The following is a 25,325-nucleotide window of genomic DNA, read 5'->3' as shown; positions in this document are numbered from 1 at the left end:
CGGGACGGTGACGACTGGGCGAGAACCTTAAGCCCGTCAGGTGAACGGTGCGCATAGCAGGCGCACTATGAAGGTGGCGGTGTGCTTTGGGCGAGCCGCATGCGGTGGCCTTCTGCTGTGTCGCCGAAGTCGCGTTCGTCGTCATCGCGGAAGTTCTTGTAGAACCATTCGGGTACTCGTGCTAGGTCTAGGCGGGTGCGGAGGACGCCGTCCTGTACATCGCGGGCCACGTTGCGTAAGCGGTGCCATTCGTTTTCGGGCACGAGGCCGGGGCGTCCCCTGCTCAATTCGCTGTTGACGACCTTGGCGAGGCGTTCGCGTTCGTCGGCGACCTTGCGTTGGCTGGACCAGATCTCGTAGGCGATTTGGTAGGCGGCCAAGGACGGGACGAAGAAGCTGACGAGAGTGCCGAGCAGTGTGGTGTTCGCGACCGAGAGGCCAACGACCAGGCCGATGGCAGTCCACAAAAACACGGCGGCGGCAATGAGGTGGCTGTAGCGGCGACGGAGGCGGGCGTCCCAGGCTAGGTTCTGTTCCTGGGCGATGAAGACGTCGTAGGGGTGATGCACATCGTGGGTAGGGTCATACCAGCCGTCGGTGATGCGCTTGTCCTTCTTGCTACCTCGGGGCAGTTGACGTGCGAGGCGGCGGACGTCTGGTTCGGAGATCGGGTCGCCGGCGACGGTGGCGCGCCACGGCAGGTGAAACAGGGCGGTGTCGAACATCTCTTGGAGTAGCGCCCCTTGGCGGGCGGTGTTCCCGGCGAGACCCTTCAATAAGAACGCGGAGACGAAGAACCAGAAGAATCCAGCAACCGAGGCAGCGGTCCGGCCGTGGCCGATTAGTACGGTCAGGACACCGATGCCAGCAAGTGCGACTGCTGCGTTGACGCGTATAGCCTCGACGAACTGGCCGCGTTGGTGACTTGCCGCTGCGGCGCGCTGCAGGAGCAACATGTCGTCGTCGAGTTGCCGTTCGTGGATTGCCCGGGACGGTATCCCACGAACACCGGCGGGATCGGTGGAGAGGTTCATGGCTTGGTCATCCGGTTCCCGAAGAGCTTCTTCCACTCATCGTAGGCGGCGCGGTCTTGGTCGTCGTCCTCCAAGTCGACCGCTCGCTCTGCGATGGTGCGGGCTTGGTCTAGTGCATTGGCCGCAGCGAGTTTCTGAGTGGCGCTCATAACGACGTTGACGTCGCCACCGAGACCGGCGGGGTCGGACCACTCGTGGCCGATGCGTTCGGCGGCAGTGGCCAGAAACAGCACGATCTCGTCCTGATAGCGCCCGATCGGCGGCTTCACCAGGGACTGGGCCATGACCTCCAACAGAAAGGATGGCGAGACGGGTTCGCCGAGTTCGCGGTTGATGCCCTTGATCATCTTGACGAAGGGCACGTACTTGCCATCGCATTCGGCGTTCTTGGCGATGCTCAATTCGTGGTGGCGCTTGGGATTGGTCGCGATCCAGTCGCCTGCCGAGGGGTTCGGGATGTAGTAACCGCCGTCCTTTCGTTTGAAGGCGGGGACCACGTCGATGGACATGACCTCATCGTCGGGGCCATAGGGGATGACCACCGCCATACCGTCGCGGGCGGCAGTGCTCCACTTTTTGCGGAGCAGACTCTCTAGGGCGTTGATGACCTGGACGGGAGCCTGGTCTCGGAAGCTGGCCTGGGAGCCGGCGGGGTCGAGGACGACGAAGACGTCGATGTCTTTGAGCTTCTTCGTCTTCGTGTCGCGCCGGTAGCTGCCGGTGAGAAAGTCGTCCGCGAGGTCCCAATGGGACTTGACGAAGTCGCGGATGGTCTCGTGCCGCGCCTTCGCCAGGCCCCGCTCGGTCTGGGTGATCTCCAGATTATGCTTGAGCTTGGTGAAGGTGTCGTCGATGTATCCCATAGCGTGGTTCCTGCCTTGTGGTCTCAGGTGTGGTAGTAACGCATGCCAGTCGAGGCGTGCGGCGCCGAGCCGAGGGTGCCGAAGGTGATGCTGCGCAGGCCGTTCATGCTCGCCCGCTGGCCGGGGCCCCAGCCCGGTTGATCAGAGCAGGGCCAGTTATAGGTACAGAGCAGTTTGTAGGTGGTGCCTGCGGGCACCTTGTCGAGCTTGGCCCGGAACCGGGCAAGCCTGGCGCGAGAAGCGGTGAACTCGGCGTCGCCGTCGCCAGCGGTGGTGTAGGACACCGGGAACTCGATTACCGGCACCACCGCGCCCGAGGGCTGATGGCACTCAAGGACCACCGACTCAAGGGAGCCCTCCTCGATCCAGGCCTTGATCGCGTTCTCGTTTTGCACCCAGCCGTCATGCAGCCGATCCATATTGATCCCGAGGTCGGCAAGGATGTCGGTGATGGCGCCGAGGATGATGTCGGTCAGGTGCGTGGCAGTGTGCGTGCGGGTGTAGCTGTAGGTATGTGTGGTGGTCATCGCTGGGTCACCGCCCGGCGGATGGCCTCACGGTCGATCAGCGGACCCGAACTGGCAGCCTTTGTCTCCGAAGCGGGCGGGGCGGCGTCGGACAACCGAGCGTGCCCGGTAGCGGCGGCCTTCACCTGCTCCTGAAGTGGGGCAGGGGAGGGGAGATGGATGGTGAATTCGTCGGCATCTGCCGCGCCGGGAATGGGGGCGAGGTTTTCCGCCAGCGCTAACGCCGCTGTGCCGGACACCGTCGTGATCTCGCAATGCACCTTGCCGGCCACCAGAGTGATCGGGTGCTTGTGCAGGTGCCCTCCCGCGATGAGCATCCGCCCGACCGCCTCGGCGACCGCCATCGCCTTCTCCACCTCATCGCGGGACAGCGAGGACGACTGCGCCACGGTGTCCGCCACTAGTTCCGCGATCACCGTCCAGGTCGCACTGGCAGTTCGCACGGGCGTGGACGCCACCTCCCTAGTGCGCCGCACGGGACACCTCCGGTTGGCTCGTCTCCGCGACGGCATTGCGCACCGCAGCAGCCAAATCGTCCTCGGTAAGGCTGCCGGGGTCGAGTACCGTGTCCAGCCGTTGAGCCAACGCTTCGAAGATCACCTTGCGTGCGCGGCGACCGTCCAACCCATCTGCCTCATCAGCGATGCGGCGCATCGCCGATGAGCGGGCCAGATCACCCAGAGCCGGGTACTTGTTGGCGAGCGTGAGAAGCGTGGAGGCCAGGATCTCTCGCAGGGCCTCTGTCTTCGGAAGTGGGACCAGAATCGCTGCGTCAGAGCGGGAGAGGAAGGCCTCGTCCAGAGCGGTGGTGAAGTTGCTGGTCGCGACGAAGAACAGATGTGGATGCTCGGCGGCATTGAGATCCAACGCTGTGAGCACTGCGTCGGTGGCGCGGTGTACGTCGGCCGGGTTTGCAGCCAATGACGCCGCCGAGCGGGCCACCGCCATCGACTCAACCTCGTCGAGGATCACGACAGTCGGCCTACCGTCCGATGCAAGCCCCGGCACGTACTCGCCGAGCAGTTCGCTGACCCGCTGCTGCGACTGCCCATGCTCAGCGCTCATCAACCCATGCGGGTTGATTTCGATCAGGCGAACCGCGCCGCCGGGGACGAATGGCGCGATCTGTGCCGGCAAACCGCGCGCTAAGGTTGTCTTGCCGGTGCCGGGCGGCCCGTAGAGCGTGCACAACCCATGCAACGCTGTCACCGCGAACGGCAAGTCGGGCCGGACGAGCAGTGACAACACGGCCTGGTTGCGCAACCGTTCCTTGATTTCCTCGGGTACCACAATGGCTTCCCACAGGACAGACCCCGTGGAGTCTGCGGTGACCATCTCGTCCGATAGCACGCAGTCCTGAACCTTCATCCCTCAACTCCGTCCCCCACGCTTGGCGGATTGCCTCAGATTTGAACAAGATCTTCTTGAATGCAGGTAGACTACACGACAGGTTGAGCGCTCAACTAGGAACATTTTTCTCGGGTGTGTCGTGCGCAAGCAGATGACTTGACCGCTGGGTAACCAAGGTGCGCCTAAGATGCGAGCGGAAATATCAAGATCGAAACTTGTCCGCTGGTCGGCGGACATCGACTGGCGCGGAGACGAGCGACATGAACGACCCGCAACTGGACCCTGGCGACATTGCGGCCCTGTTCGACCGGGCCAGGCTGCGGATGGCGCGTGAACTTCGTGGCCTCACCCAGGTGCAGTTGGCTCGCGAAGTCGGCTCCGTTACCGCGGCGTCGGTCAGTCAGTTTGAGAATGGACACACGAAACCCGCCGCATCGACGCTTCGCCGCATCGCGGTCGCGTTGCGGGTGCCGCCGACCTTCTTCGCTGCGCCGGCCCGCCCCCCCGCTCAGGAACCAGTCAACGGGTTCTTCCGTAGCCTGCGATCAACCTCCCCTCGAGATCGCCAGCAAGCTCTCGCATATGTGCACCTCGCGCGCGAGCTTGCGCTAGAGCTTGAGAAGCATGTGGCATTGCCGGACCTCAACCTGCCGCGCGTCCCGCTCGAAGAAGGGCAGCCGCTTCAGTCTGCCGACATCGAGCAAGCGGCGGCCCTGGTCCGCGACCACTGGAACGTGCCGCGCGGCCCGGTTCACGATGTTGTGCGGCTGCTGGAGATGAACGGAATCATCGTGGTCCGATTTCGTGTCAGCATCGAAAAGGTTGACGCATTCTGCGTAGATTTTCCCGACCGGCCTGTCGTCGCGCTCGGGGCCGACAAAGGCCTGCGCGACCGCTCCCGCTTCGATGCAGCCCACGAACTCGGTCACCTTGTCTTGCATGGTACCTCGGGCCAAATAGGAGACAAGGCCACCGAAGGGCAAGCCCACGAGTTTGCTGCCGCATTCCTCATGCCAGCCGAAGATATCAAACCTGAACTTCCGGAGCAGCTTGACTGGCCAGCGTTTCTCCGCCTGAAAGCAAAGTGGCACGTCTCGATCGCAGCGCTCTTGGTCAGGGCAAAGACACTCGGCGTTATAAGCGAACACACCTATGCGCAGGGATGGAAAGCCCTATCCGTGCGAGGGTGGAGAAAGGTAGAGCCAGGTCCTTTAGGGAACCCGGAGGTCCCAGTACTCCTGCAACGCGCACTAGAACTAATGGAGACGACCGGCCTTTCCTTCGAGGACTTCATCAACCGTTCGGGACTCCCGGAATCAGATATTCGGACTCTGCTGAGTCAGGATATCAGCGAACGCCCCCGGGTAGAGTTTTGATTGCTTGCTTGGTCGACCAGTCAATCCTTGAGGCGACCCTCACCGGCGTGGACACGTGCGGTCAGACCGACAAGTCGGCGTCTCACCAGTTGCATGGCGTGCTGATAGGTCTACCGGATAGTGGCGCGTTTGTGCTGCTGGGGCTGTAGTCGGTGGGCAGGATCTGCGGGACTGCACGGACTTTCACATTCACCTTTGCTACCTGCCCCATTCCCATTGCTCAACGCGCCAGGCTCGGAAACCCGCTACGGCCCAACGCTGCGGCTGGATCACCGGAGTCGGACGACGTCACAATTCATCGCCCGACACGACACAGCTGTCACCCGACATTCAATAGTCACCCGGATCACCTCATAGCCACTCCACACCTGGGCTTGCTGCGCCGAGAGGGTGAACAACGGGCTGTACCCAACGCCCTGGACAGCGCAAACGAACTTACGACTCAGGACGCCTAGCGTTGACCATCAGAATAGATGTTGCTTGTCGCTGTAAGCGCTGCGTCGATAACGGATTCAGCGAATGGCTTGCTTTTCGCAATTCGGTCGAGGCTCCAGTCTGCGTCATCGTCCTCTCCCATCTCCATTGCGATTTTCTCGATTTCTTGCGCTGCGGTAAACACGCTAGTCGAGTCTGTTGAGAAGGGCGTTTGGGCGAGCTTGCGCAGCTGCTTCGGGTTGTAAATACGCGCTCCGAACTTCTGTGTAACTAGATAGCAGCTGACGTAGAATCGCAAGTTCGTTTTGGTGTACGGATCTACCTCCCGAGTCAACATCGTATCCACCAAACGCTGCGCTGCGGCAAGCCACAGGTAGATGTTCAGGTCGACGTCTTCGTTGAATATTTCTCTGTAGTCAGCGGGATTATTGAGTAGCGTCGTCGGTCGGGCACGTGCGTCGTTAGGTCGGGATAGACCTATCGCAGTGACAGCCTGCCCGAGCCCGCCGATGCTGATTATTCTATCGCCGGGCTTGCCGCTATTCTTGTAGAAGTTTTTTCGTCGATCATAGAACCAGCCGCTATTCTTGAAATGAGACTCAATCTGTCGATGGATCACTTCGGTGGCATGAAGTGACGCGTCCGGCACCTTCGTTTGACTGTTGGTGGCGCGGATGACGCGATCCCGAACCTCCTCGTCTTTGGTCTTAATTATACGTACAGCTACCGACCGTTTTCGATCACGTTGAGAGGGTTCTTTGTCGCGAAGTGCTGTGAAGATTTCATGAGATGTTTGCATGCCATTGACGATCTGAACGCCGCTCAAGGTGAAGGTGCTATCTGCCCCGATGGATGCCTCAGAACATAGGATTGTAACTCCATTGTTGAACCACCAGAAATCTTCATCAGAATCAGACTTGAGTGTTGCCTGGATTCCTTTATTAACAGTTACCTCACCCTGGTAGTCTCTGACATTCCAGTCGAATAAGTTGGTCCGCAGCTCGTTTCTGTCGTCGGAGAGGAAATCGTAATAGTCTGAGAGTCGGACGAGACCAGAGTAAGCTTCCCCAAGTGGCACGTAGTTAGCCACTTTAAGTTGGAGATCGTATTCGGGCTCACTGCTCAGGATGCCCCATAGCTCACTACTTCCTATCAAGCGAGCTTGTACCCTCGCGCCGTTGACCTGTGTGGAGATGTGGGATTCCAAATTTTGTTTCTTTACCTCAACCGGTCGGCCAACCTGCTGGCGATCCCCCTTTGTTACGTAGTCGACGTGAATCGTGATCCGGGGGCTTCTGATACCCAGCCGTCGCCATGCCTCAGTGAAGATCCGGGCCCTAGCTATCAACTCTTTCGAATACAGTTCGTTGAGCTCCGAGTCCGAGAGCGTCAGATCGAAAAGTCGTCGTAGGGAGGATTCCCACTTATCGAAAGTTGTTTCTGTGAACGAGGTTTCTCGCTTGGCCTGTAAAATCCAAATGTCAAGTTCGACGTGTCGTCGTACGTCGGCCGCTTTGAAATTTGGCTGAAATACATCGGAATCTTCGTCCATGAGGATTCCATCCATGAAAGTGTAGAATCCATCAATGCCGCCATCCATGCCGCCACCCACCCTGCCGAGCTCAACCTCTTCGTCCGAGAGTTGATAGTCCCGAAGGACGCTTTGAGCTGCTAGCAGTTCGAACGCAACGTCCTCAGGGAGTGGAGCGTCGCGCGCATCCTGCTGCGCCTTCAAGTACTGGTCGATCAGCACTGTCTCGTTACTCAAAATGCACTCCTATTGTGTAGATGTTACTAGCAACCGCTGCAGACGGTATCGAAAGGCTGACATGGAATCGTTTGCGGCTCTAGACAATGAGGTCGAAAAGATGGCTGCACGTGCTGATCATAAGGGATGCCCTGTGAGGCCGGCGGGGTGTGTGGCCGGGTTCCCGCTGGCGCCAACGGGCGTCACTGTCCCTCATTGCCGACCCCTGTAGTGGCAGGTCGATCAGCTCGCCTCGGAACTGGGTAACCAGGCGGTCGAGCTTTGCATCGCTGCAACCCGCTGTACACCGCTTGGGCAATGGTGGGTCGACCGCCGAGATGGCGATCACGGCGGAGTATCGATGGTGCTCAACAGGTTATGGGACAGCCTTTAGCCAAGGTGGGGGGTCGAGCGCTGTTGGGTGTGGTGCTGTAGACGAAGCCGCACAGTCTCATGTACGGGCAACTCCTCAAGTTCATCAAGGCTCAGAAACTTCACTTCCGTCGACTCCGAACTGACTTCGATCCTTCCGCCGGTGACTTTGCCGTAGAAGGTGATGTTGAACTCTTGCCGGACCTCGCCATCTGCGTAGGCAATTACGTGTTCGGGATCGGTGTATATTCCTAGAATTCCGGTAATCTCGATATCGAGTCCTGATTCTTCTTTTGTCTCTCGAACAACGCACTGCTCTAGAGTCTCCCCGATTTCCATCACTCCTCCTGGAAAAGACCAGTTTCCGGAGTCACTTCTGCGCTGCATGAGAATTTCTCCCTGGTCGTTGACGACCAAAGCGCTGCCCCCGGGTACCAAGCTGTTCGGCCTGGGTGCGTTCGGATCTCGGTAGTAGTCACGCCGTGTGCTCATCAACGAATCCCTTTGTTGTGTATGGAGTTGTCGTTCCCCAGATCTGTTCGAATTGATCAGCAAATGATTCGAATATGCCGTGTTGCGACAGTCTTCGCAGGTGCAACGCTGTGTGTTGATAGCCCCGGGCACGAAAAAGGTATGGAGTAACGATCATCTCGGAGTCGAAGCGGAACACCGAGTTGTAGAGGTGAGTCGAATGAAGTCCGACCGCGCAGCCTGGGGTATCGGCCAGTGGACCGAGCATGGACAGTGCGTTTCGTATCCGGCCGGGGAGGGTGCAGCCCATCTGCTCGAGCGAGTCTCGCTCCATTACGTGGGCGGAATCCGGATCGGCGAATCCGAGGCGTACCTCGCATCCCGATTGGCACTTGGAAGCGATGATTTCGGCCGCTCGGGGGAGCAGTTCGAAGACGAACGGGTACGCGTATCCGATGATGTCGATTCGTTCAGTTGCTCTGTGTACCAACGAGATCCATAGATCAGTCGGAATATCTGCTCGATGTGCGTAAGCGCCCACGACCTCTGCCGTAGCCGGCGCGCCGGAGTGTAGGTCCGGTCGGGCCGTAGGCCAAAGCGTCTCTTCGGTCTCTTGGAGTGCCTCAGCGATATGAATCCTGGTCCGGCGGTGGGGCACCCGACCGCCGAGCCATCGACTCACGGTCTTCACATCCACGCCGGTGATGGCGGCCAGGGCGGCTGAGTCGAGTCCCGCCCGTAGCATCGCGGACTCGAGTCGAGAGGTCATGACGCGATCTTTCCACGTCCCCAGGGGACGTTGGGGACGTTTCAAATGTCTGCGAAAACGTCCTTCGCGCAGTTCTGCTGTCCCCTCCCTGTCCATACCTTTGCAGCACCGTCCGGGTTCCCGTAGAGCAGCTGCTCACGGAACTCGCCGAGGCAATCCTCATCGACCACATTCCGATTCGGAGCTTCCTGATGCTCGAAGCACCAGCTAGAAGGCTTACCCGAGGTGTCGCCAGGCATGGCTCACCTCACGACGGGAACGGCGAGTCTCGCGTCCCCATGTATACCGAGCAGTTTGCGGCCGACCCGCACGCTGCCTACGCGCAGATGCGCGACCAGTTCGGCACGCTCGCACCGGTCTGGCTCGCCCCAGGTATTCCAGCAACTCTGGTGGTCGGCTACCGAACCGCCCTGGAAATCCTCCACGACCCCGACCACTTCCCGGCCGACCCCAGCACTTGGGAACGCAACATCCCCTCGACCTGCCCGGTCCTACCGATGATGCAGTGGCGTCCGAACGCACTGCGCAGCATAGGATTCGACCACGCCCGCTATCGCGCCGCCACTGTCGATGCCCTCGCCGGAGTTGACCTCCACGGCACCCATGTTGTGGTCGAACGCAATGCCTTGACGCTGGTCAACGGATTCTGCGAAACCGGCCGAACCGATCTGATCCGGGATTTCGCGTCTCCGTTGGTGTTCAACGTGATCAGCGAACTCATCGGATGCGACCCCGAGATCTGCGCGCAGGCCGCCACGGGCATGGCGATGGTCTTCGACACCACCAACGCCGCCGAGGGCAACGAGCTGCTGGTCTCGGCCCTGGCTGAACTCGTCCGCCGCAAGCGTGCGCGCCCGGGGGAGGACATCACCACCCGCTTGCTCACCCACCCCGCCGGCCTCGACGACGAGGAGCTCGTCCACCAGCTGGTGACGATCTACGGGGCGACGAGCGAGCCCTTGACCAACCTGATCGTCAATACGTTGCTGCTGTTGATGACTCGCCCGGATTTCGGGGGCGAGGTCGCCGGTGGCGCGGTGTCGACCCGTGACGCGCTCGAGCATGTGCTGTTCCGTGATCCGCCGATCGCGAATTTCTGCATGAGCTATCCGCGTCGGCCGCAGCTCGTCGGCGGCGCGTTCTGGGTGCCTGCCCATCAGCCGGTGGTGATCAGTCTGGCTGCCTGCAACAACGATCCGGCCGTTGTGGGCGGGAACATCCGGCACAACGGGTCGCATCTCGCGCTCGGCGCGGGCCCGCACATGTGCCCCGCGTCGCGGCTGACGCATCTGATCGCCGGGGAGGCGATCGATCAGTTTCTCGATGCGCTGCCGGAGATCGCGCCTGCCGTCCCGGTGGACGAGCTGAGGTGGCGGCCGGGTCCGTTCCATCGAGCGTTGACGGCGCTTCCGGTCGTCTTCGCTCCCGTCCGGCCGCTGGCCGTTCCCCACCATCGAATGTGAGGCCCCGATGACCGATCTTCATCCCACCCCTGCTCCGATCGTCCTCGACGTCACCGGCGCCGACATCCCGGGGGAAGCCGCGCGGCTGCGCGCCGCCGGCCCGCTGGTCCGGGTGGTGCTGCCCGGCGGTGTTCGCGCGTGGGCGGTCACGAACCCCGATGTGCTGAAGGACTTGTTCGTCGACTGGCGGGTCTCCAAGGACGCCGCCCAGCACTGGCCGCCGTTCATCGCGGGGGAGATCCCGCCGGATTGGCCGTTGATCTCGTGGGTGTCGGTGCGCAACATGTTCACCGCTTACGGCATGGACCATCAGCGGCTGCGCAAGCTGGTCGGGCCCGCGTTCACCGCTCGTCGGGTCGCGGCGTTGCGGCCGCGGATCAGGCAGATCACCGCCGGGCTGCTCGACGGGCTGGCTGCCCGGCCGGACGGGGCGGTGGTGGATCTGCGGGAGGAGTTCGCGGCGCAGGTGCCGTTGCGGGTGATCACCGCGCTGATGGGTGTCCCGGCCGATCTGCGGGATGGGCTGCGGGCGTGTGTCGGTGAGATTTTCTCCACCGTCCCGGAGCGTGATCCGCAGGTCACCTTTGCCGAGATGGTGAGCATCCTGACCACGCTCGTCGCTCGCCGTCGCGCGGAGCCCGGCGAGGACATGACCAGTCTGCTCATCGGGCACCGTGACGGCGGCGATCGGCTCACGGAGCAGGAACTCGTGCACACGCTGCTGCTGATGATCAGTGCCGGGTACGAGACCACGGTCAACCTTCTCGACCAGGCCGTCGTCCAAGTGCTGACCCGGCCCGAACTGCTCACTCGGCTTCGGGCCGGCGCGTTCGGCTGGTCGCATCTCATCGAGGAGACGTTGCGCTATGCGCCGCCGGTCGCGAATCTGCCTCTGCGCTATGTGGTTACCGATATCGACATCGGCGGGCAGCGGATCGAAGCGGGGGAAGCCGTCCTCGCCGCCTTAGCGGCGGTCAATCGCGATCCGGATCTGTATGGGGCCGACGCGGACGAGTTCGATCCGGCGCGTTCGACGAAGGAGCACCTGTCCTTCGGGTATGGGCCGCATTACTGCCTCGGCGCGCCACTGGCACGTCTGGAGGCCGAGATCGCGTTGCCCTCGCTCTTCGGCCGGTTTCCCGAGATGAGGTTGGCCGGTGCTTCGGACGCGCTGGAACCGTTGGGAAGCTTCATCTCCCACGGCCACCGACATCTGCCGGTGCGGCTGACTGGGGCGCTCGGCGTCGAGCCCGAGGACGTCAGCCGGTGACGACACCAACGCGGGAGCGGCACATGTCGCGGCGGCTGCGCGGCAGGGGCGGGGACTGCCGTGGCCGCTGACATCGCACGATCGGGCGAGCAGCCGGTCGCCGCCGTAATTCCGATCGACCGGGCCACCGGTAGCCGGGGTCTCGCGGCCACTGCCGACCAGCTCCGCCACGACAACCCGCACTGGCCCGTGCGGTCACCCGACGATGCCTCGAACGCGCTGCGCCTTCATGGCGACTGCCCCTGGCATTGCTCGACCAAGGTGGCCGCGATCCGGGTCGGTGCGGACGACTTCCGATATTTCCGTGACCGCAGTGGAGGGGAGCCATGGATATCGCCCTCGGAATCCTGAATCTCAGCGTCAGCGAGTCCCGAACCGCCGATCGGCAGGCGCTCGTCGAACTCGCGCGATCGCGCGGGTATCACCTCGCCGAAGTGCTCATCATCGATGACGAAACCTACATGCCGACCGCATACATTGCGGAGCGTGCTCGCACCGCGCGGGCCGGCGCGATCCTGGCGCCGAGTCTCGAACACTTCGGGGTGGCGGCGCGTGCGCTGCTCTACATATGCGCGCTGGTGGTGCCCGAACCCCCCGCCCCCGCGTGCGAAAGCAGCCGTGGTCAGCTTGCTGTGGGCACACAGGCGAGGGGTCGCCGTTCGATACGCGGGCCGGTCATCGCCGCAGCTGCCCTGGTCGTTTTCCTGGTGGTCGTCTGGGCGCTGTGGCCCGCGCCGGACTCGGTCCCGGCGCCCGCTGTTGTCGTGATTCCGGCGCAGACCGGCCTGAGCGGTGTCGATCAGTTTCCGGGAATCGAGTCTCAGCGGGTAGTCCCGGATGTCGGCAGCCTGAGCTGTCGACCACACCAAAGCTGTTGAGGATCATCGAAGAAGCGCACTCCCACGCGCTCATTGCATGGGCTCGATCTGCTCTGGCTCGGGCAACGTGTCCGGGCGTTCATCCGTATACCAGGCGTACTCGATGCCGCTCAACCAGCCATTCTTCACCCAGAGAATGACTTCACCGATCGGTGATCCGTTGCGGTCGGTGACGGCGCCGCTGGCGCAAATCCCGTTCGTCGAATCGGCTACCTGAACCGCCCCGGGACTTACTTCCAGGTCGACGCTCGGCGAACCGGGGTGGTGGCGCTCGCGTCGGAGTCCGCCACCCTTCCTTGCCGTCGATTCTGGTGGCTTGAGGCCGCACATCGTTGCGAGCACCATTCCTTCATGGGGAGTGTGGTCAGCGTCTGGGATCTCGATGCGGATCCGGCGCAGTTGGAAGCCTACGAAGCGGCGTGGAAGGCACAGGCCGAGAAGCTGTCGTGGGCGGCGGACACGATCGTCTCGGCGGCCAACCGGGTGGTCGGCGGGTATTGGGACGGTCCCGCGGCGCACCGCTACGACGAGCACCGGCGCAAGCTCGTCCGGGATCTCGACGAAGCCGCGGATCTCACCGGCGAGGTCGCGCGAGCGGTGGGCGATTGCGTTCAGACTCTGCGCTTCAATCAGAACCTGCTGGACGAGGCGCGTGCGAAGGTCGCGCAGCAGGTCCGGTGCGTCGTCACCGGCGTCGATGGCAAGGTCGATCTCTATCCGGAGGACGACGATCAGGTCACGCTCACCAACGACCTGGTCCAGACCTACGAGCAGATCCGCGCCCGGGTGGACGGGACGCTGAATCAGCGGCTCGAGGTCGTGAACGCCGCGATCGAGCGGGTGCGGGAATGGGCGGATACGTGGTCGGGCCGGACCGTGCGCATGCTCAACTACAACATCCAGCAAGGTGGCGGCGGGAACACGCTTTTCGATGATCAGGGCCATCAGAAAGAGGACATGGCGCGCTTGGCGCAGAAGCTGGTCAACGGCGGGGTGGATATCGCGACGGTGCAGGAAGTGTTCCGGGACGGAGCGAAAGAGTTGGAGCGCCAGCTCAACCTGTTGGCGGGTCCTGGGGAGAAATGGGAGGTCCATTTCGGTCCGGCGTCGTCGAAGCTGCAGGCGGAGGACCTGGAGCGGGAGGTGTTCGGCAATGCCGTGATCGTGCGCACTGACGACAATGTGTCGACCTCCGACGTCACGGTGACCCCGCTCGGCCCCGGTGACGAAAAGCGCTCCGCCATCGACGTCGACATCACGGTCGACTGAAGCGCGTCACCAGGCGGGCATGGTGACGTCGACGCTCTGCCCGTCGTGGTCGGATTCGTCTCTGTTCCATCGTTCGGCTTCGGATGTTCCGACACCGCGGGGGATCACGTAGTCGATCGGCCGGTAGCTGGGAGAAGTGCCGCCGAGGCCGTCGTCGATTCGTCCGGCCGTCGGGTCGAGACCTTGATCGGTGTAGCGGTCGAGTGCGTCGGTGGAGGGACTGTCGGAGTCGGCGTTGGCGTTGAAGTCACCTCCGATTATGACATTGCCGTCGGTCGGCCCCCCTACCCGTTCGAGCAGACGATTGATCTGTTCGGCCTGATCCTGTACATGGCCGTCCTCGTGCTCGGTGAGATGAGTGCTGAGCACCTTCAGGTTGTTGCGGTTGTTCTGCAGGATTTCCTCGGCGTTGTCGTCGTCCATGGCGCGATACAGCAGCAGCGCCAATTCCATGCGCTCACCGTCGGAGTCGACGGTCTCGGAGAATGCCTGCAGCATGTCCGTGCCGGCTCTGTACACGGACTGGTGCGCGCTCGCCAGCGCCTTGCCCGCAGTCGTGTTCCCGAACGGGGTGGTGTTTCCCAACCACACCGGTCCGGTGGGGACGCCCCATATGTCGCCGAAGTCGATCGCCATCGGCGTCGGCACCGAGAAGAGTTGGATACCGTGGTCGAGCGAACTCTGGGCCCGGCGCACCTCGGTCAACAGGCCCTGCAATTCGCCGAGATCGACCTTCACCTTCATCCTCTTTACGATAGCGGCCGCATCTGCATCCGACATGACACGAAAACTATTGGGATGCCTCTACTTTGGAGGACTGTTTACGGGCTTGCCGCAGCGGGACGGCCGACTTCGACCACGCGACTCAGTCCTGCGGGAACGGGGTCTCCATCAGTGCGATGATCCTGTCCTTGTAGGTTGGCTCGCCGATGTACTCGGCTTCGAAGCCCTCGATATGTTCGCTCGCTATGGAGAGTTCACGTTCCTCGGAAAACAACGCATATCCGCTGAGCGCGAACTGGATGAAAACCCCGATCGCGATCGGGTTCTTCGGGCACGACTGTCGAGTGGCGTGGGAGGGTGCAAGATCCAGTCGAGACGTTCGCAGCTCCACCGGCACGTAGCCGACCGGTGTGGACACGTCCGCGCCGGACATCGCGATCAGCGCCCGCATCGCTCCGGCATCTGCTCGACGAAGCCGCTGATCGAGGTGCCGGTTGCCCTTCGACAGTGCCCGCACAGGTTTGTCGAGCTGCAGGTCGAGTCGGGTCGCCTTACCGTGAAGCCGAGCTGGCTGTACTGGCCCTGCCTACCGGATGGACCCACCGCGAATCCGAAGCATGGCTTCGGACATCTGATCCGGCATCGTGCCGAGCCGCGCGGATGCTTCGTCCGCGACCGCTGTCAGTGCGTGGACCTCTTCGTCGGTCAACAGTGCCGCCACGTCGGATGCGCTGATGTTGTCGGCGAGGTGTCGCAGGGACTTGGTGCCGGGGATCGGGATGATCACCGGGGAGCGTCGAAGCAGCCATGCCAGGGCGACCGCCGAGGTGGATACGCCGAGCCGGCGCGCCGGTCGGGTGAGCTGGTCCGGTTCATCCAGGGCGCCGGTGGCGAGAGGGAAGTACGGAACGAACGCGATGCCGTCTCGTTCGCAAGCGCCGAGGACTTCGATGCCGCTGCGGTCGATGAGGTTGAAGCGGTTCTGGACGGCATGGAGCCTTGTGGCTCCTGAGCCCGCGGTTCCCGGCGAGGGCTGCTGGTCGTGCGGTCGGGTCGTCGTATCCGGAAGTCGAGTGCCCGATTGTGCTCGCCGGTCGGTGCAAGCCCTCGAATGAAGGGGACCTTACATCGGTAATGACCTGCGGCATAAGTCGATAGAGCAGGCATCGGAACGGCGCGATGTGAGGCGGAGCGATGCGAAGCGGACGATACCTACGGACCGCGCTGACCGTCTGCGCGGTGGCAGCGCTTGCCGCTTGTGGCGACGGGGAGGCGAATGCACCCGGACCCGATGCCTCGGTGTCGCCGACCGGTTCGTCGGCGTCGATGCCGCGGTCGACCGGCGCCCGGCCGCCGGTCGACCCGGCCGCATCCCAGCCACCGGCTGCGACGAACAGCCCGGCGCCGCCCGGAACATCAACTGCCCCGGCCGAACACGGGCTCGGCACGGTCGTGCTGCACACCGTCACCCTGCAAGGTGTCGCGGTGCCGAACGTGCCTGTGCACGTCGCTCGTTACGCCCCGTGCGATCCCGCATCCGGCGACCTGCCGGAAACCGCGGCGGAGGTCGAACGGTGGGCCGACACCACCGCCGTCAACGGTGAGATCATGCTGACGGTGCCGGTGGGCTGCTACCGCTTCGGCATGGAGCCGCCCTCCGGCACCGTCCCGGTGCCGGAGGGAATGCACACCCTGTTCCTGACGGCCGGCGGCCGTGTCGTCACCGGTTTGCTGCGTTTCGAGGATCCGGATGCGGCTCCGAGCTGCACCACCGAGACCATCGTCCGTGATCTGGACGTCGGCGGAGATCTCAGCGGCGCGCTCGCGACGGTGAGTGAGTGCCACGATTCCTGGGCGGTCATCGCGTGGGACGTGCCCGGTGACAGCCAGCGCGTCGTGCGGCTGGTGGACTCCCGCTGGACCACCTACGTGGTCTTCCCGCACGATCGGTGCTGGAGCCAGGCACGGGCCGACGGCGCGCCGAGCGCGTTGGAGGTGTACTTCTCCGCGTGCTGAGCGCGCCGGTCGGTCACGACTGCGGCAGCGGGGATTTCACCGGTCGGCGGCAGCCTCGGGCTGGGCGCTCATAAACACCGGCAGACTCTGGTGGCCCTGGGAAATGAAGCTGCTCAACGGCTTCAGTGTCTCCGGCGCGACGGCGAGCGCCAGTTCGGGGAACCGCTCGAACAGCGCGGGCAGTGCGATCTCGGCCTCCAACCGGGCCAAGGGGGCGCCGAGGCAGTAGTGCGTGCCGTAGCCGAAGGACCGGTGCTCCTTGGTCGTCCTGCTCGGGTCGAACTCGTCCGCGTCGGGGCCGTGCAGTGCGAGGCTGCGGTTGGCGGCGGCGATGCTGGTGATGATCGCTTCGCCCGCCGCGATCCGCTGGTCGTCGACATCGATGTCGGTGATCGCGTAGCGCAGCGGCAGGTTCGCGACCGGGGGCGCGTAGCGCAGGGTCTCCTCGATCAGGTGTGACCAGCTCAGGGTGCCCGCGCGGAGTTGGGGCAGCAGTTCGGGGCGGGTGAGCAGTTGGTAGATCGCCTGGCCGAGCAGGTTGACCGTGGTCTCGAAGCCCGCACTGATCACCAGGAGCAGGGTGTGGACGAGTTCTTCTTCGGTGAGCCGGTCTTCGTTCTCGTCGCGGTGGCTGATGAGCAGGCTGGTCATGTCCTCGCCGGGCTCGGCGCGGCGGCGGGCGACGAGCGTGCCCAGGATGCCGATCATCTCGGCGAAGGTTTCCTGCGGATCGCGCTGCGGGGAGGTGGAGAAGATCTCGTCGATGCACTGCCGGAGCCCGGGCTGCAGATCGGCCGGGACGCCCATCAGCGCGCTGATCACCTGCAGCGGAACCTGCGCCGCGTATTCCTCCCGCAGGTCGATCACCGCGTCGGCGGGCCGGGCGGCCAGGTCGTCGAGCAACTCGGTGCTGATCCGCTCGACCTGTGGACGCAACGCGGTGACGCGGCGAGCGGTGAACGCCGGTCCGATGAGCCTGCGCAGTCGTTGATGGTCTTCGCCGTAGGCGGTGAGCATATTGCGCACCGACACCCACGCGATCAATGGCCAGTCCGCCGAGATCTCTCCGGCGATGAAGGCGGGCCAGTGCTGTGCGGCGTCCTTGGACACCCGCGAGTCGACGAACAACTCCTCGAGCAGCGCGGGATCGGTGACCGCCCAGGCTTGCACTCCGGCGGGCAGTTCCACTCGGACCAGGCGTCCGCGCTCACGCAGGCGGATGGCCTCACCGGGGATGTCGGTGCCGGTGGGATCGAGCACGATGGGCGTGCTCGCGACGGGGGAAGGGGGAAGAACAGTCATCGAAGAGCCTTACGTTCAGCGGGTGGGCGGAGGCGGGGAGGCAATGGGGTGGAAGACGACGGGCAGTGATTCGAGTGCTCGGTGGAACGGTCCCGGTCGCCACCGCAGCTGCTCGGCGGGGACCGCCAGTGCCATCTCGGGCAGCGAGTCGAGGATCTGATCGATGGCCTCCCCGGCGATGAGATGCGCGGGCGTCTGCGCGGGGCACCGGTGCGGTCCGGCGCCCAATCCGAGATGGGACTCGTTGTGGCGGATATTGCCGCCGAGGACGGCCGGGTCGTTGTTGCAGGCGGCCAGACTGATCACGATCGGCTGATGCGCCGGCACCCAGACGGTTTCGTCGATGAGTTGTGGCTGCGGCGGATAGGACATGCAGAAGTTCGCGATCGGCGGATCGCGGAAGAGCACATGGGTGAGCGCGTCCCGGGTGGACAACGACCCGCCGACGACATCGCCCCCGAATTCCCGGTGGGTCATCATCCAGGACAGGGCGTTGGCGATGAGGTTGGTCAGTGGCTCGCTCGCCGCACCGTAGAGGGTGACCAGCTGCTGGATGATCTCCTCGTCGCTCAGGCCGATGGGGTGGGCCGACAGCGAGGACGTCATGTCGTTGCCCGGCCTGGCGCGTTTGCGGCGGACGAGTTCGCCCAGCGCCGCCACGATCAGTCGGTTTCCCTCGGCGGCGTCGGCAGTCGCGTCGAACATCATCGCCATGCCTGCGGCGGTCTGCGCGCTGACGTCGGGGTCGCACCCGATCAGCTCGCTGATCACTTCGAACACCAATGGGACCGCGTAGTCGCCGAGCAGATCGGCCCGGCCACGGTCGGCGAACGCGTCGATGAGCGTCGCCGCGATCCGCGCGACCGATGTGTGCAGGGCGGCCAGATCCACCCGGCCGAGAGCGGCCACCGTGGTCGACCGATACCGCTCGTGTTCGAGTCCTGCGCTGCGCAAGGCGTTCGGTCGCCATTGCATCATCGGCAGCACCGGGCACTCCGGTGGGATGTCGCGCTCCCACATCCGCGGATCGGCGGGGAAATGCTCGGGGTCGTTCATGATCCTCAGCGCGGTCCAATAGCCGATCACCAAGGTCGCCGGAACTCCTGGAGCGAGCCATACCGGCGCCAGGGACCCGAACTGCTCACGCAGCTGCCCGTATACGGCGTGCGGGTCGGCCGCGAACTGCTCGGTGTAGAGGGGCACCCGGGACTCGCCGTCGGTGTCCAGAGGCGAGCCGTATACCGCGGGGTGCTGACTGGCGAAGACGGTGGTGGGTAGGCCGGATCGAGCTGAGGACAAACGGGACTCCCGGTTCGAGTGAGATGCGGACGGTGCGCGCCGGGCGCCGGTCGGTCATTCGAGGCTGCCCTGAGCTCGGCGAAAATGCCAGCCCCAGAGGAAGTTACGTGTCAGTCGGCGTTCAACGGGGGGAACGGTCGGTGAAATCGGGGGGTCGGCGGTGCTCGTTCGCCGAAATCGATGTGTCCACGTAGCCTTTCGCTGTCAGATCTTGACAAGGGCTTCGGGGGCGAGGGGGTTCGAGAGCGGTGAGACGACGCCAGCGCGTGTTCAACAGCAAACTGCAACAGCTCATCCGGCAGGCGGGATGGACCCAGGATGGGGTGGCCCGGCGGGTCAATGCGCGGATCGGCGAGGTCACGGGCACCCCGGGGCGCTACACCGACGAGACGATTCGGCGGTATCTGTGTGGAGAGCGGACCTGGCCGGACCCGAAGTATCGGGAAGCGTTCCGGCATGTGCTCGGTGTGGATTCCGACCATCAGCTCGGTTTCGTCAATCAGCGGGCGTCGCACGCGCTGTCACGTGCCGGGGTCGGGGAGGATCCCCTGCGCCTCTCCGACTCGCTGCGAGCAGCCGGGGATGTGACCGCGCCGGTCACGCTCGCGGATCTGGTGGAGATCACCGAGCCGACGCCCATCCCGGCGCGTGTCGGAAAGATCGAGATCGCGCAGATATTCGACACCGCCCGGATGTTCGACACCTGGGACAATACCTACGGCGGTGTCCTGGTTCGCGAGACCGTCGCCGCCCAGTTGCGCTACGCCGTCGCCCTGCTCGACGCCCGGTGTTCGGAATCGAACCGTATCGAATTGTTCAGCGCTGTCGGCTTTCTCGCCAACACCTCGGCATGGATGGCGTTCGATTCGCACGCTCACAACGACGCTCGTCGGATGCAGCGCCTGGCCTTGCGTTGCGCCGAGGAGGCAGGCGATGTCCATCTGCGAGCCGAGGTGTTGTCCTGTATGGCCCGGCAGGAGATCTGGTGCGGTGACCCGGATGCCGCACTGACCCTCACCGAACTCGGACTGGTACGGGCCGATCGCCTCACCCCTACCGAACGCGCCAGCCTGCGGGTCATCCGGGCGCGTGCCCTTGCCCAACTGCACCGCGTCGAGGAAGCGGTGCGCGCGGTGGGCGAGGCCGACGAGAGCTTCCGCAGCCGCAGCCCCGGCGACGACGCGTTCTTCATGACCTACTACGACGATGCCCAGCTCGGCGGCGACACCGGGCACGCGCTCTACGACATGGCGTTGCACGGGCGCTTCGTCGGCGAGGCGCGGGCACGACTGCAGACCGCCGTCAGCGGTTACGGTGACATGTATGTCCGGTCCAGGGCGTTGGCGCACCTCAAATTGGCCTCGCTCGTCATGGCCACCGGCGACCCCGGCGAGGCCATCGTCATCGGCCACGCCGCCGTCGACGAAGCCGCCCGGGTCCGCTCCCGTCGCATGGGTGTCTACCTGCGTGAACTCGACTCGCTGGCGGCCTCCAACGGATCGCTGGACGAGGTCACCCGGCTCCGTCGCCGTCTCATGAGTGCGGCGATGTAAGTGATGCCTCCGGCTCTTGGCGCGTCCGCAGTGCCTGGGTCTGTCCAGTCAACGGCTCTGGCTCACTTCCGGTGGTAGCCGGTTATCCCAGCAGATTCGGATGCGTGGGCGGAGTTCGTGCCGTTCCTGGCCTTCGATGTGGAGATCCGCAAGGTGATCTGCTCGACGAACGCGATCGAGTCGGTCAACGCCCGCATCCGCAAAGCCGTCCGGGCCGCGGGCACTTCCCCAACGAGACCGCCGCGTTGAAGTGCGTCTACATGAGTCCGGCGGCGCTGATGGATTGGTCGAGGAGCCTCCCGCATCCTGGCGAGGAGTTTCTCGGCCCTTGCCAAACGAGCAATGGTACCGCCGGTGGTACCACATGGGAAGCGCAAGCGCGTCGATCCGGCCCGCAACCTGGCTGCGGCACCGGCGGCAGGGAGACCGGAATCTGCGGCCATCGGCCAGGAGCCCCTAGCTTCCGCCGCTAAGGTGTGGGAGGCCGAAGACACTCATCTCACCAAGGCACGGTTTCATGGAACTCAGCACGTTCAACGGCATGCCGATCCACCCGCTGCTGGTGCACTTCGTGGTGGCGCTGGTGCCGATCGCGGCGCTGATCCTGGTGCTGTCGCTGTGCTGGCCCGCCGCGCGACGCCGCATCGGGATCGCCTCGCCCGTCGTGGCCTTCGTCACGCTCGTCCTGGTGCCGTTGACCACCGAGGCCGGCGAGTGGCTCGAGGACCGGACGCCGAGTGATCCGCTGGTGGAGATCCACGCCGAGCTCGGCGAGGAGCTCCTCGTCTGGTCGGTGGGCGTCTTCCTGGTCGCGCTGGCGTGGTGGGCGATCGGCCAGCGTCGCGTCCAGCAGTGGTGGGCGAAGCGGACCGGATCCGCGCAGGCCCAGGCGCCCCGCGTCCTGGCGATCGGGCTGATCGTTCTGGGTATCGCCCTGGCGGTCGGATCGGTCGTCCAGGTCTATCGCATCGGTGACAGCGGTGCGGCCGCCGTCTGGAACGACCGAGTCGACACCGAGGCGACGCCAGGGCGGTGACATCGCCTCGGTAGGCAGGGAATCGGCCGGTGATCTCGGCTTCGGATAGCCTTCCATTGCTGGTAGGCCGGGCCGCGTCGCAATAGTCTTGCGGTCGTGACCTCGAGCAAGGACTTGACCGATTCGCCGATCAGCAATGCCCCCCACGCCGCGGAACCGCATGCCGGGGGGCTGTCGTCGCGGCTGAACTGGCTGCGGGCCGGGGTCCTCGGCGCCAACGACGGCATCGTCTCGGTCGCCGGTCTTGTCGTCGGTGTCGCGGCGGCCACCACCGATCGCGGCCCGATCATGACCGCCGGACTGGCCGGCCTCGCCGCAGGCGCGGTCTCCATGGCCTTGGGCGAGTACGTCTCGGTCAGCACCCAGCGCGACACCGAACGTGCCCTGTTGGCCAAGGAGCGCCACGAGCTGTCGACCATGCCCGAGGCCGAACTCGACGAGCTGACCGCGATCTACGAGGCGAAGGGCCTGTCCCCGGAGACTGCCCGCACGGTCGCCGAGGAATTGACCGCGCACGACGCGTTCGCCGCGCACGTGGAGGCCGAACTGGGGATCGACCCGGACGAGCTGACCAACCCCTGGCATGCGGCGTTCGCCTCTGCCGCCGCGTTCACCGTCGGTGCGATCCTGCCGCTGCTGGCGATCCTGTTGCCGCCGACGCAGGCGCGCATCCCGATCACGTTCGTCGCGATGCTGGTGGCATTGGCCCTCACCGGCAGCCTCAGCGCCCGCCTCGGCGGCGCGGCCCGCGGCCGGGCCATCGTGCGGGTCGTTGGCGGTGGTGCGCTCGCGATGGCCGTCACCTACGGAATCGGGCAGCTACTCGGCGTCGCCGGGGTCTGACGGCGGCGTCGAGGCGCCCCCATCCGTCGCGCCACCTGCGTCGTCGGTGGTTTCGACAATGACGAACTTCTCGATGCCGAATCGCCGGAACTGGCGCCGATGTCGAGGGGACAGCAGAGGAGCGGCGGTCGCGGCTTCGATGATCTCGGGAGCGGCGACGTCGTAGACGCGGCCTTTGTGCCGGATGGTCGCCGTTCCGGTGCGTCGTACATTGCGCAGCCAATCCACGTGCGTGCCGTAGGGAAGCGGGATGATGAACCCGCCGGTGAAGCGCTCGGCCACGACGGGTGTGTCGTAGGTTTTCCCGGTGCGTCTGCCGGTGTGCCGGATGACCGACGCGTACCAGTACTTCCGGCCGGCCAGCCGCATCATGAGTGGATTGGTCACGTATTTGTTGAACACCCGCATGATGTCTCTGAACGAGACAGTGCCGAAGGGGGCCGCGATCGGGCGGTTCGCCGCGGCGAGCATGGGTGGACAGGACATCATCTACACCGCCTCCTATCCGGCGACGTCGCGGCGTCCGAACCCGAACAACGCGACAACGACAAGCAGCACGACCGTGCCGATGGAGACCAGCACGGCGGGCACGGACAGTCCGTTACGCAGCGGATCGTGGCCGGCGTACTGGTAGAACGGCGAGAACTTCTGCCACGGCTCGAGCCAGGACACGATCGGGCCGAGCCCGTTGACGACGTAGGCGAGGACGGCGGCGACCGCGGGGACGGCACGGCTGACGCCGGGGCGTCCGGTCAACGCCCCGAAGGTGGCCGCGAGGGTGCCGTACACGAGTGCCAGCAGCGACATGTGCACCATCGTCGCGGCGACATTGCCCGCGGGCAGCGTCATGTCGGCCAGACTTCCCTCACCCACCAACGCCACTCCGGTCACGGCTCCGAGCAGTGCGATCCCGACCGCCATCGCGGCGAATTTCTCGATGAAGATGCGGCCTCGGCTGATCGGGCCGGCCAGCAGCAGGTCCAGCGTGCGGTGCTCCTCTTCGCCGGCGACCGATGCGGCTCCGGTGGTGATCGCGTAGAGCAGCAGCAACAGCGGTCCCATGAACGCCAGCAGCTCCACCTGCACGTAGCCGACCGGTGTGGACATGTCCGCGCCGGACATCGCGAACAGTGCCCGCATCGCCTCCGACATCTGCTCGATGAAGCCGCTGATCGAGGGCTGGTCGCGCACGCTCGGCCAGATCGCGACGTACATGGCGACGAGCAGCATTAGCCCCGCCACCCAGGCCGGCAGCGACCACCGCTGGTCCCACAGTGTCTTCATGAAGACGGTTCGAGTCGACACCGTCCGGGTGAGGGTACTGTTCGCCATCACGGTTCCCCCGATCCATACAATGCGAGGAAGGTCTCGTCGAGACTCGCTTCGGCGCATTCGAAGTCGACGAGGGTGTGTCGCGCGACGTGCTTGATCAGTGCGTCCAGTGCGGATTGGGGCGCGCTGCAACGAAGGGTGGTCCCTTCGATCACGATGTCGCGCAGGCCGCCGAGGTGCTGGAAATCCGTGGCATCGACCGGGTGCGCGAACTCGGCGACGACGTGATGCAGAGACTTCTCCTGGAGATCCTCGAGCCTCTCGACAGCCACCAGGCGGCCTTCCCGTAGGACGCCGACGCGGTCCGCGACCCGCTGGACTTCGCTGAGGACGTGCGAGGACAGCAGCACCGTGCCGCCCGTCGCGGTGTGCTCGCGCAGGATCGCGTAGAACTCCAGCTGGACGAGCGGGTCCAGACCCCCGGTCGGCTCGTCGAGAATCAACAGCTCGGGCCTGCTCATGACGGCGAGGACCAGGGCGAGCTTCTGCCGGTTGCCTTTCGAGAGTGCCCGCACAGGTTTGTCGAGCTGCAGGTCGAGTCGGGTCGCCAAGGTATCGGCGTACTTCCGGTCGCGGTCCCGGCGCAGATTGCGCAGGTAATCGATGTGCTGACGCCCGGTCATTCGCGGGTAGAGGGCCAGTTCGCCCGGTACATACCCGACCCGCCGATGGACGGCCACCGCAGCCGACCAGGCATCCATTCCGAACAGTTCAGCCCTCCCCGCGGTGGGGCGCAGCATCCCCATCAGCACACGCAGGGTGGTGGACTTCCCGGCCCCGTTCGGCCCGAGGTACCCGAACACCTCACCGCGCTCGATCCGCAGGTCGACCTCACGCAGCGCGACCAGTCGGCCGTACGATTTCGTCAGCCGGTCGGTCAGCACCACCACATCGGAAGCGGGAGGCATATCTCGACGGTCTCAGCTGGTGACGGGCCCTGCTAGTGCCATTCGGCTCTTGTCGCATGTGGAAATTTCCTCGCCTGCTGGACGGGTGCCCGAGTGTGCTGGCCCGGCCAGTGCAAGCCCTCGAAAGTAGGGGCTACGACACACGTAATGGCCTGTGGCATCGGCCGGTACACCTGGTACCAGAGGGGTGCGAAGCACGGGGGGACCGATGCGAACTCGACGATACTTGCAGGCCGCGCTCACCGTATGCGCGGTGGCTGTGGTCACGGCTTGCGTTGGCGGAGAGACGAATCCACCACGGACGGATGACTCGGCGGCCGCCTCGCCGACGTCGCCGGCCCGTTCGAGCGTCGCGTCGCCACGTCGCCCTCGGCGCCGCGCCGGTGGACCCGACCATCTCACAGCCACCAAGCGTGACGAACCAGCCGGAGCCTCCGGAAACATCAGCTACTTCGGCCGATCCCGTATTCGGCACGGTGGTCCTGCGTA

At 64.5% G+C, this 25,325-nt stretch carries 25 protein-coding genes and 1 pseudogene; 10 read left to right on the top strand and 16 right to left on the bottom strand.

Going from position 1 to position 25,325, the window contains the following annotated elements:
• Positions 1 to 65: 65 nt before the first annotated feature.
• The 5 genes from IU449_RS06830 to IU449_RS06810 are packed head-to-tail and all read right to left on the bottom strand — an operon-like array spanning position 66 to position 3,792.
• Complete coding sequence (locus IU449_RS06830; protein ID WP_195001045.1) at positions 66 to 1,034, bottom strand: S-4TM family putative pore-forming effector; 969 nt, start codon at positions 1,032 to 1,034, stop codon at positions 66 to 68.
• The gene (locus IU449_RS06825; protein ID WP_195001044.1) at positions 1,031 to 1,897 is read right to left on the bottom strand and encodes a CBASS oligonucleotide cyclase; all 867 of its coding nucleotides are present in this window, start codon (positions 1,895 to 1,897) and stop codon (positions 1,031 to 1,033) included. The genes IU449_RS06830 and IU449_RS06825 overlap by 4 nt, the downstream gene beginning before the upstream one ends.
• Before the next feature lie 23 nt (positions 1,898 to 1,920).
• The gene (locus tag IU449_RS06820) at positions 1,921 to 2,424 is read right to left on the bottom strand and encodes a hypothetical protein (protein ID WP_195001043.1); all 504 of its coding nucleotides are present in this window, start codon (positions 2,422 to 2,424) and stop codon (positions 1,921 to 1,923) included.
• Complete coding sequence (locus IU449_RS06815) at positions 2,421 to 2,867, bottom strand: hypothetical protein (RefSeq protein ID WP_228803757.1); 447 nt, start codon at positions 2,865 to 2,867, stop codon at positions 2,421 to 2,423. The genes IU449_RS06820 and IU449_RS06815 overlap by 4 nt, the downstream gene beginning before the upstream one ends.
• Before the next feature lie 19 nt (positions 2,868 to 2,886).
• Positions 2,887 to 3,792 carry an AAA family ATPase gene (locus tag IU449_RS06810; protein ID WP_195001041.1) on the bottom strand — a complete coding sequence of 302 codons (906 nt, stop codon included), beginning with the start codon at positions 3,790 to 3,792 and terminating at the stop codon, positions 2,887 to 2,889.
• Positions 3,793 to 4,034: 242 nt separating this feature from the next.
• On the opposite strand from IU449_RS06810, the gene IU449_RS06805 reads away from it, so the two are divergent.
• Positions 4,035 to 5,150: a helix-turn-helix domain-containing protein gene (locus tag IU449_RS06805; RefSeq protein WP_195001040.1), complete on the top strand. Its 1,116-nt coding sequence runs from the start codon at positions 4,035 to 4,037 to the stop codon at positions 5,148 to 5,150.
• Positions 5,151 to 5,601: 451 nt separating this feature from the next.
• Here the strand turns inward: IU449_RS06805 and IU449_RS06800 are convergent, their stop codons facing one another.
• The 3 genes from IU449_RS06800 to IU449_RS06790 all read right to left on the bottom strand — a co-directional run bounded on the left by IU449_RS06800 (position 5,602) and on the right by IU449_RS06790 (position 8,716).
• Positions 5,602 to 7,353 carry an AIPR family protein gene (locus IU449_RS06800; protein WP_195001039.1) on the bottom strand — a complete coding sequence of 584 codons (1,752 nt, stop codon included), beginning with the start codon at positions 7,351 to 7,353 and terminating at the stop codon, positions 5,602 to 5,604.
• A 369-nt stretch (positions 7,354 to 7,722) separates the two neighbouring features.
• The gene (locus IU449_RS06795; protein WP_195001038.1) at positions 7,723 to 8,196 is read right to left on the bottom strand and encodes an NUDIX domain-containing protein; all 474 of its coding nucleotides are present in this window, start codon (positions 8,194 to 8,196) and stop codon (positions 7,723 to 7,725) included.
• The gene (locus IU449_RS06790) at positions 8,180 to 8,716 is read right to left on the bottom strand and encodes a hypothetical protein (protein WP_228803755.1); all 537 of its coding nucleotides are present in this window, start codon (positions 8,714 to 8,716) and stop codon (positions 8,180 to 8,182) included. The genes IU449_RS06795 and IU449_RS06790 overlap by 17 nt, the downstream gene beginning before the upstream one ends.
• A 506-nt stretch (positions 8,717 to 9,222) precedes the next feature.
• On the opposite strand from IU449_RS06790, the gene IU449_RS06785 reads away from it, so the two are divergent.
• From IU449_RS06785 to IU449_RS06770, 4 genes are all read left to right on the top strand, one after another.
• A complete protein-coding gene (locus IU449_RS06785) occupies positions 9,223 to 10,407 on the top strand; it encodes a cytochrome P450 (protein ID WP_324188115.1) in 1,185 nt (394 codons plus the stop codon).
• Between the two features lie 7 nt (positions 10,408 to 10,414).
• Entirely contained in the window at positions 10,415 to 11,677 is a 1,263-nt protein-coding gene (locus IU449_RS06780; RefSeq protein ID WP_195001035.1) for a cytochrome P450 family protein, read from the top strand.
• Between the two features lie 326 nt (positions 11,678 to 12,003).
• The gene (locus tag IU449_RS06775; RefSeq protein ID WP_195001034.1) at positions 12,004 to 12,555 is read left to right on the top strand and encodes a hypothetical protein; all 552 of its coding nucleotides are present in this window, start codon (positions 12,004 to 12,006) and stop codon (positions 12,553 to 12,555) included.
• 261 nt (positions 12,556 to 12,816) lie between these two features.
• On the top strand, positions 12,817 to 13,824 hold the full coding sequence (locus IU449_RS06770; protein ID WP_195001033.1) for a hypothetical protein: 1,008 nt from the start codon (positions 12,817 to 12,819) through the stop codon (positions 13,822 to 13,824).
• Between the two features lie 6 nt (positions 13,825 to 13,830).
• On the opposite strand, the gene IU449_RS06765 is transcribed toward IU449_RS06770, so the two are convergent.
• The 3 genes from IU449_RS06765 to IU449_RS28895 form a co-directional block, all read right to left on the bottom strand.
• Positions 13,831 to 14,568, bottom strand: coding sequence for an endonuclease/exonuclease/phosphatase family protein (locus IU449_RS06765; RefSeq protein ID WP_195001032.1), 738 nt, complete (start codon positions 14,566 to 14,568; stop codon positions 13,831 to 13,833).
• A 121-nt stretch (positions 14,569 to 14,689) separates the two neighbouring features.
• Positions 14,690 to 14,998 carry a hypothetical protein gene (locus IU449_RS06760; RefSeq protein ID WP_195001031.1) on the bottom strand — a complete coding sequence of 103 codons (309 nt, stop codon included), beginning with the start codon at positions 14,996 to 14,998 and terminating at the stop codon, positions 14,690 to 14,692.
• A 135-nt stretch (positions 14,999 to 15,133) separates the two neighbouring features.
• A complete protein-coding gene (locus tag IU449_RS28895) occupies positions 15,134 to 15,499 on the bottom strand; it encodes an aldo/keto reductase (protein ID WP_324188235.1) in 366 nt (121 codons plus the stop codon).
• Positions 15,500 to 15,741: 242 nt separating this feature from the next.
• On the opposite strand from IU449_RS28895, the gene IU449_RS06750 reads away from it, so the two are divergent.
• A complete protein-coding gene (locus IU449_RS06750) occupies positions 15,742 to 16,563 on the top strand; it encodes a hypothetical protein (RefSeq protein ID WP_228803753.1) in 822 nt (273 codons plus the stop codon).
• 36 nt (positions 16,564 to 16,599) lie between these two features.
• Here the strand turns inward: IU449_RS06750 and IU449_RS06745 are convergent, their stop codons facing one another.
• Positions 16,600 to 17,865 (bottom strand): cytochrome P450 family protein, encoded by a 1,266-nt coding sequence (locus IU449_RS06745; protein WP_195001030.1) that lies wholly within the window; start codon positions 17,863 to 17,865, stop codon positions 16,600 to 16,602.
• Positions 17,866 to 17,880: 15 nt separating this feature from the next.
• On the bottom strand, positions 17,881 to 19,164 hold the full coding sequence (locus tag IU449_RS06740) for a cytochrome P450 (RefSeq protein WP_195001029.1): 1,284 nt from the start codon (positions 19,162 to 19,164) through the stop codon (positions 17,881 to 17,883).
• 266 nt (positions 19,165 to 19,430) lie between these two features.
• Between IU449_RS06740 and IU449_RS06735 the strand changes: the two genes are divergently transcribed.
• The 4 genes and pseudogenes from IU449_RS06735 (at position 19,431) to IU449_RS06720 (ending at position 22,596) form a co-directional block, all read left to right on the top strand.
• Complete coding sequence (locus tag IU449_RS06735; RefSeq protein ID WP_324188114.1) at positions 19,431 to 20,717, top strand: XRE family transcriptional regulator; 1,287 nt, start codon at positions 19,431 to 19,433, stop codon at positions 20,715 to 20,717.
• 99 nt (positions 20,718 to 20,816) lie between these two features.
• Positions 20,817 to 20,995 (top strand): annotated as a pseudogene (locus IU449_RS06730) (transposase); the annotation flags it as partial.
• Between the two features lie 239 nt (positions 20,996 to 21,234).
• Complete coding sequence (locus IU449_RS06725; RefSeq protein WP_195001027.1) at positions 21,235 to 21,753, top strand: DUF2231 domain-containing protein; 519 nt, start codon at positions 21,235 to 21,237, stop codon at positions 21,751 to 21,753.
• 96 nt (positions 21,754 to 21,849) lie between these two features.
• Positions 21,850 to 22,596, top strand: a complete 747-nt coding sequence (locus IU449_RS06720; RefSeq protein WP_416382109.1) for a VIT1/CCC1 transporter family protein — start codon at positions 21,850 to 21,852, stop codon at positions 22,594 to 22,596.
• Here the strand turns inward: IU449_RS06720 and IU449_RS06715 are convergent.
• From IU449_RS06715 to IU449_RS06705, 3 genes are all read right to left on the bottom strand, one after another.
• A complete protein-coding gene (locus IU449_RS06715; protein ID WP_228804211.1) occupies positions 22,573 to 23,004 on the bottom strand; it encodes a nitroreductase/quinone reductase family protein in 432 nt (143 codons plus the stop codon). The genes IU449_RS06720 and IU449_RS06715 overlap by 24 nt on opposite strands.
• Before the next feature lie 93 nt (positions 23,005 to 23,097).
• Entirely contained in the window at positions 23,098 to 23,928 is an 831-nt protein-coding gene (locus tag IU449_RS06710; RefSeq protein WP_195001026.1) for an ABC transporter permease subunit, read from the bottom strand.
• The gene (locus tag IU449_RS06705) at positions 23,928 to 24,836 is read right to left on the bottom strand and encodes an ABC transporter ATP-binding protein (RefSeq protein ID WP_195001025.1); all 909 of its coding nucleotides are present in this window, start codon (positions 24,834 to 24,836) and stop codon (positions 23,928 to 23,930) included. The genes IU449_RS06710 and IU449_RS06705 overlap by 1 nt, the downstream gene beginning before the upstream one ends.
• Positions 24,837 to 25,325: the final 489 nt, after the last annotated feature.

The sequence above is a fragment of the Nocardia higoensis genome (assembly GCF_015477835.1).
In the GTDB taxonomy this organism is placed as follows: Bacteria; Actinomycetota; Actinomycetes; order Mycobacteriales; family Mycobacteriaceae; genus Nocardia; species Nocardia higoensis_A.
Note: the sequence above shows the minus strand (reverse complement) of the source record. Positions and strands in the feature narration are given on the sequence as shown.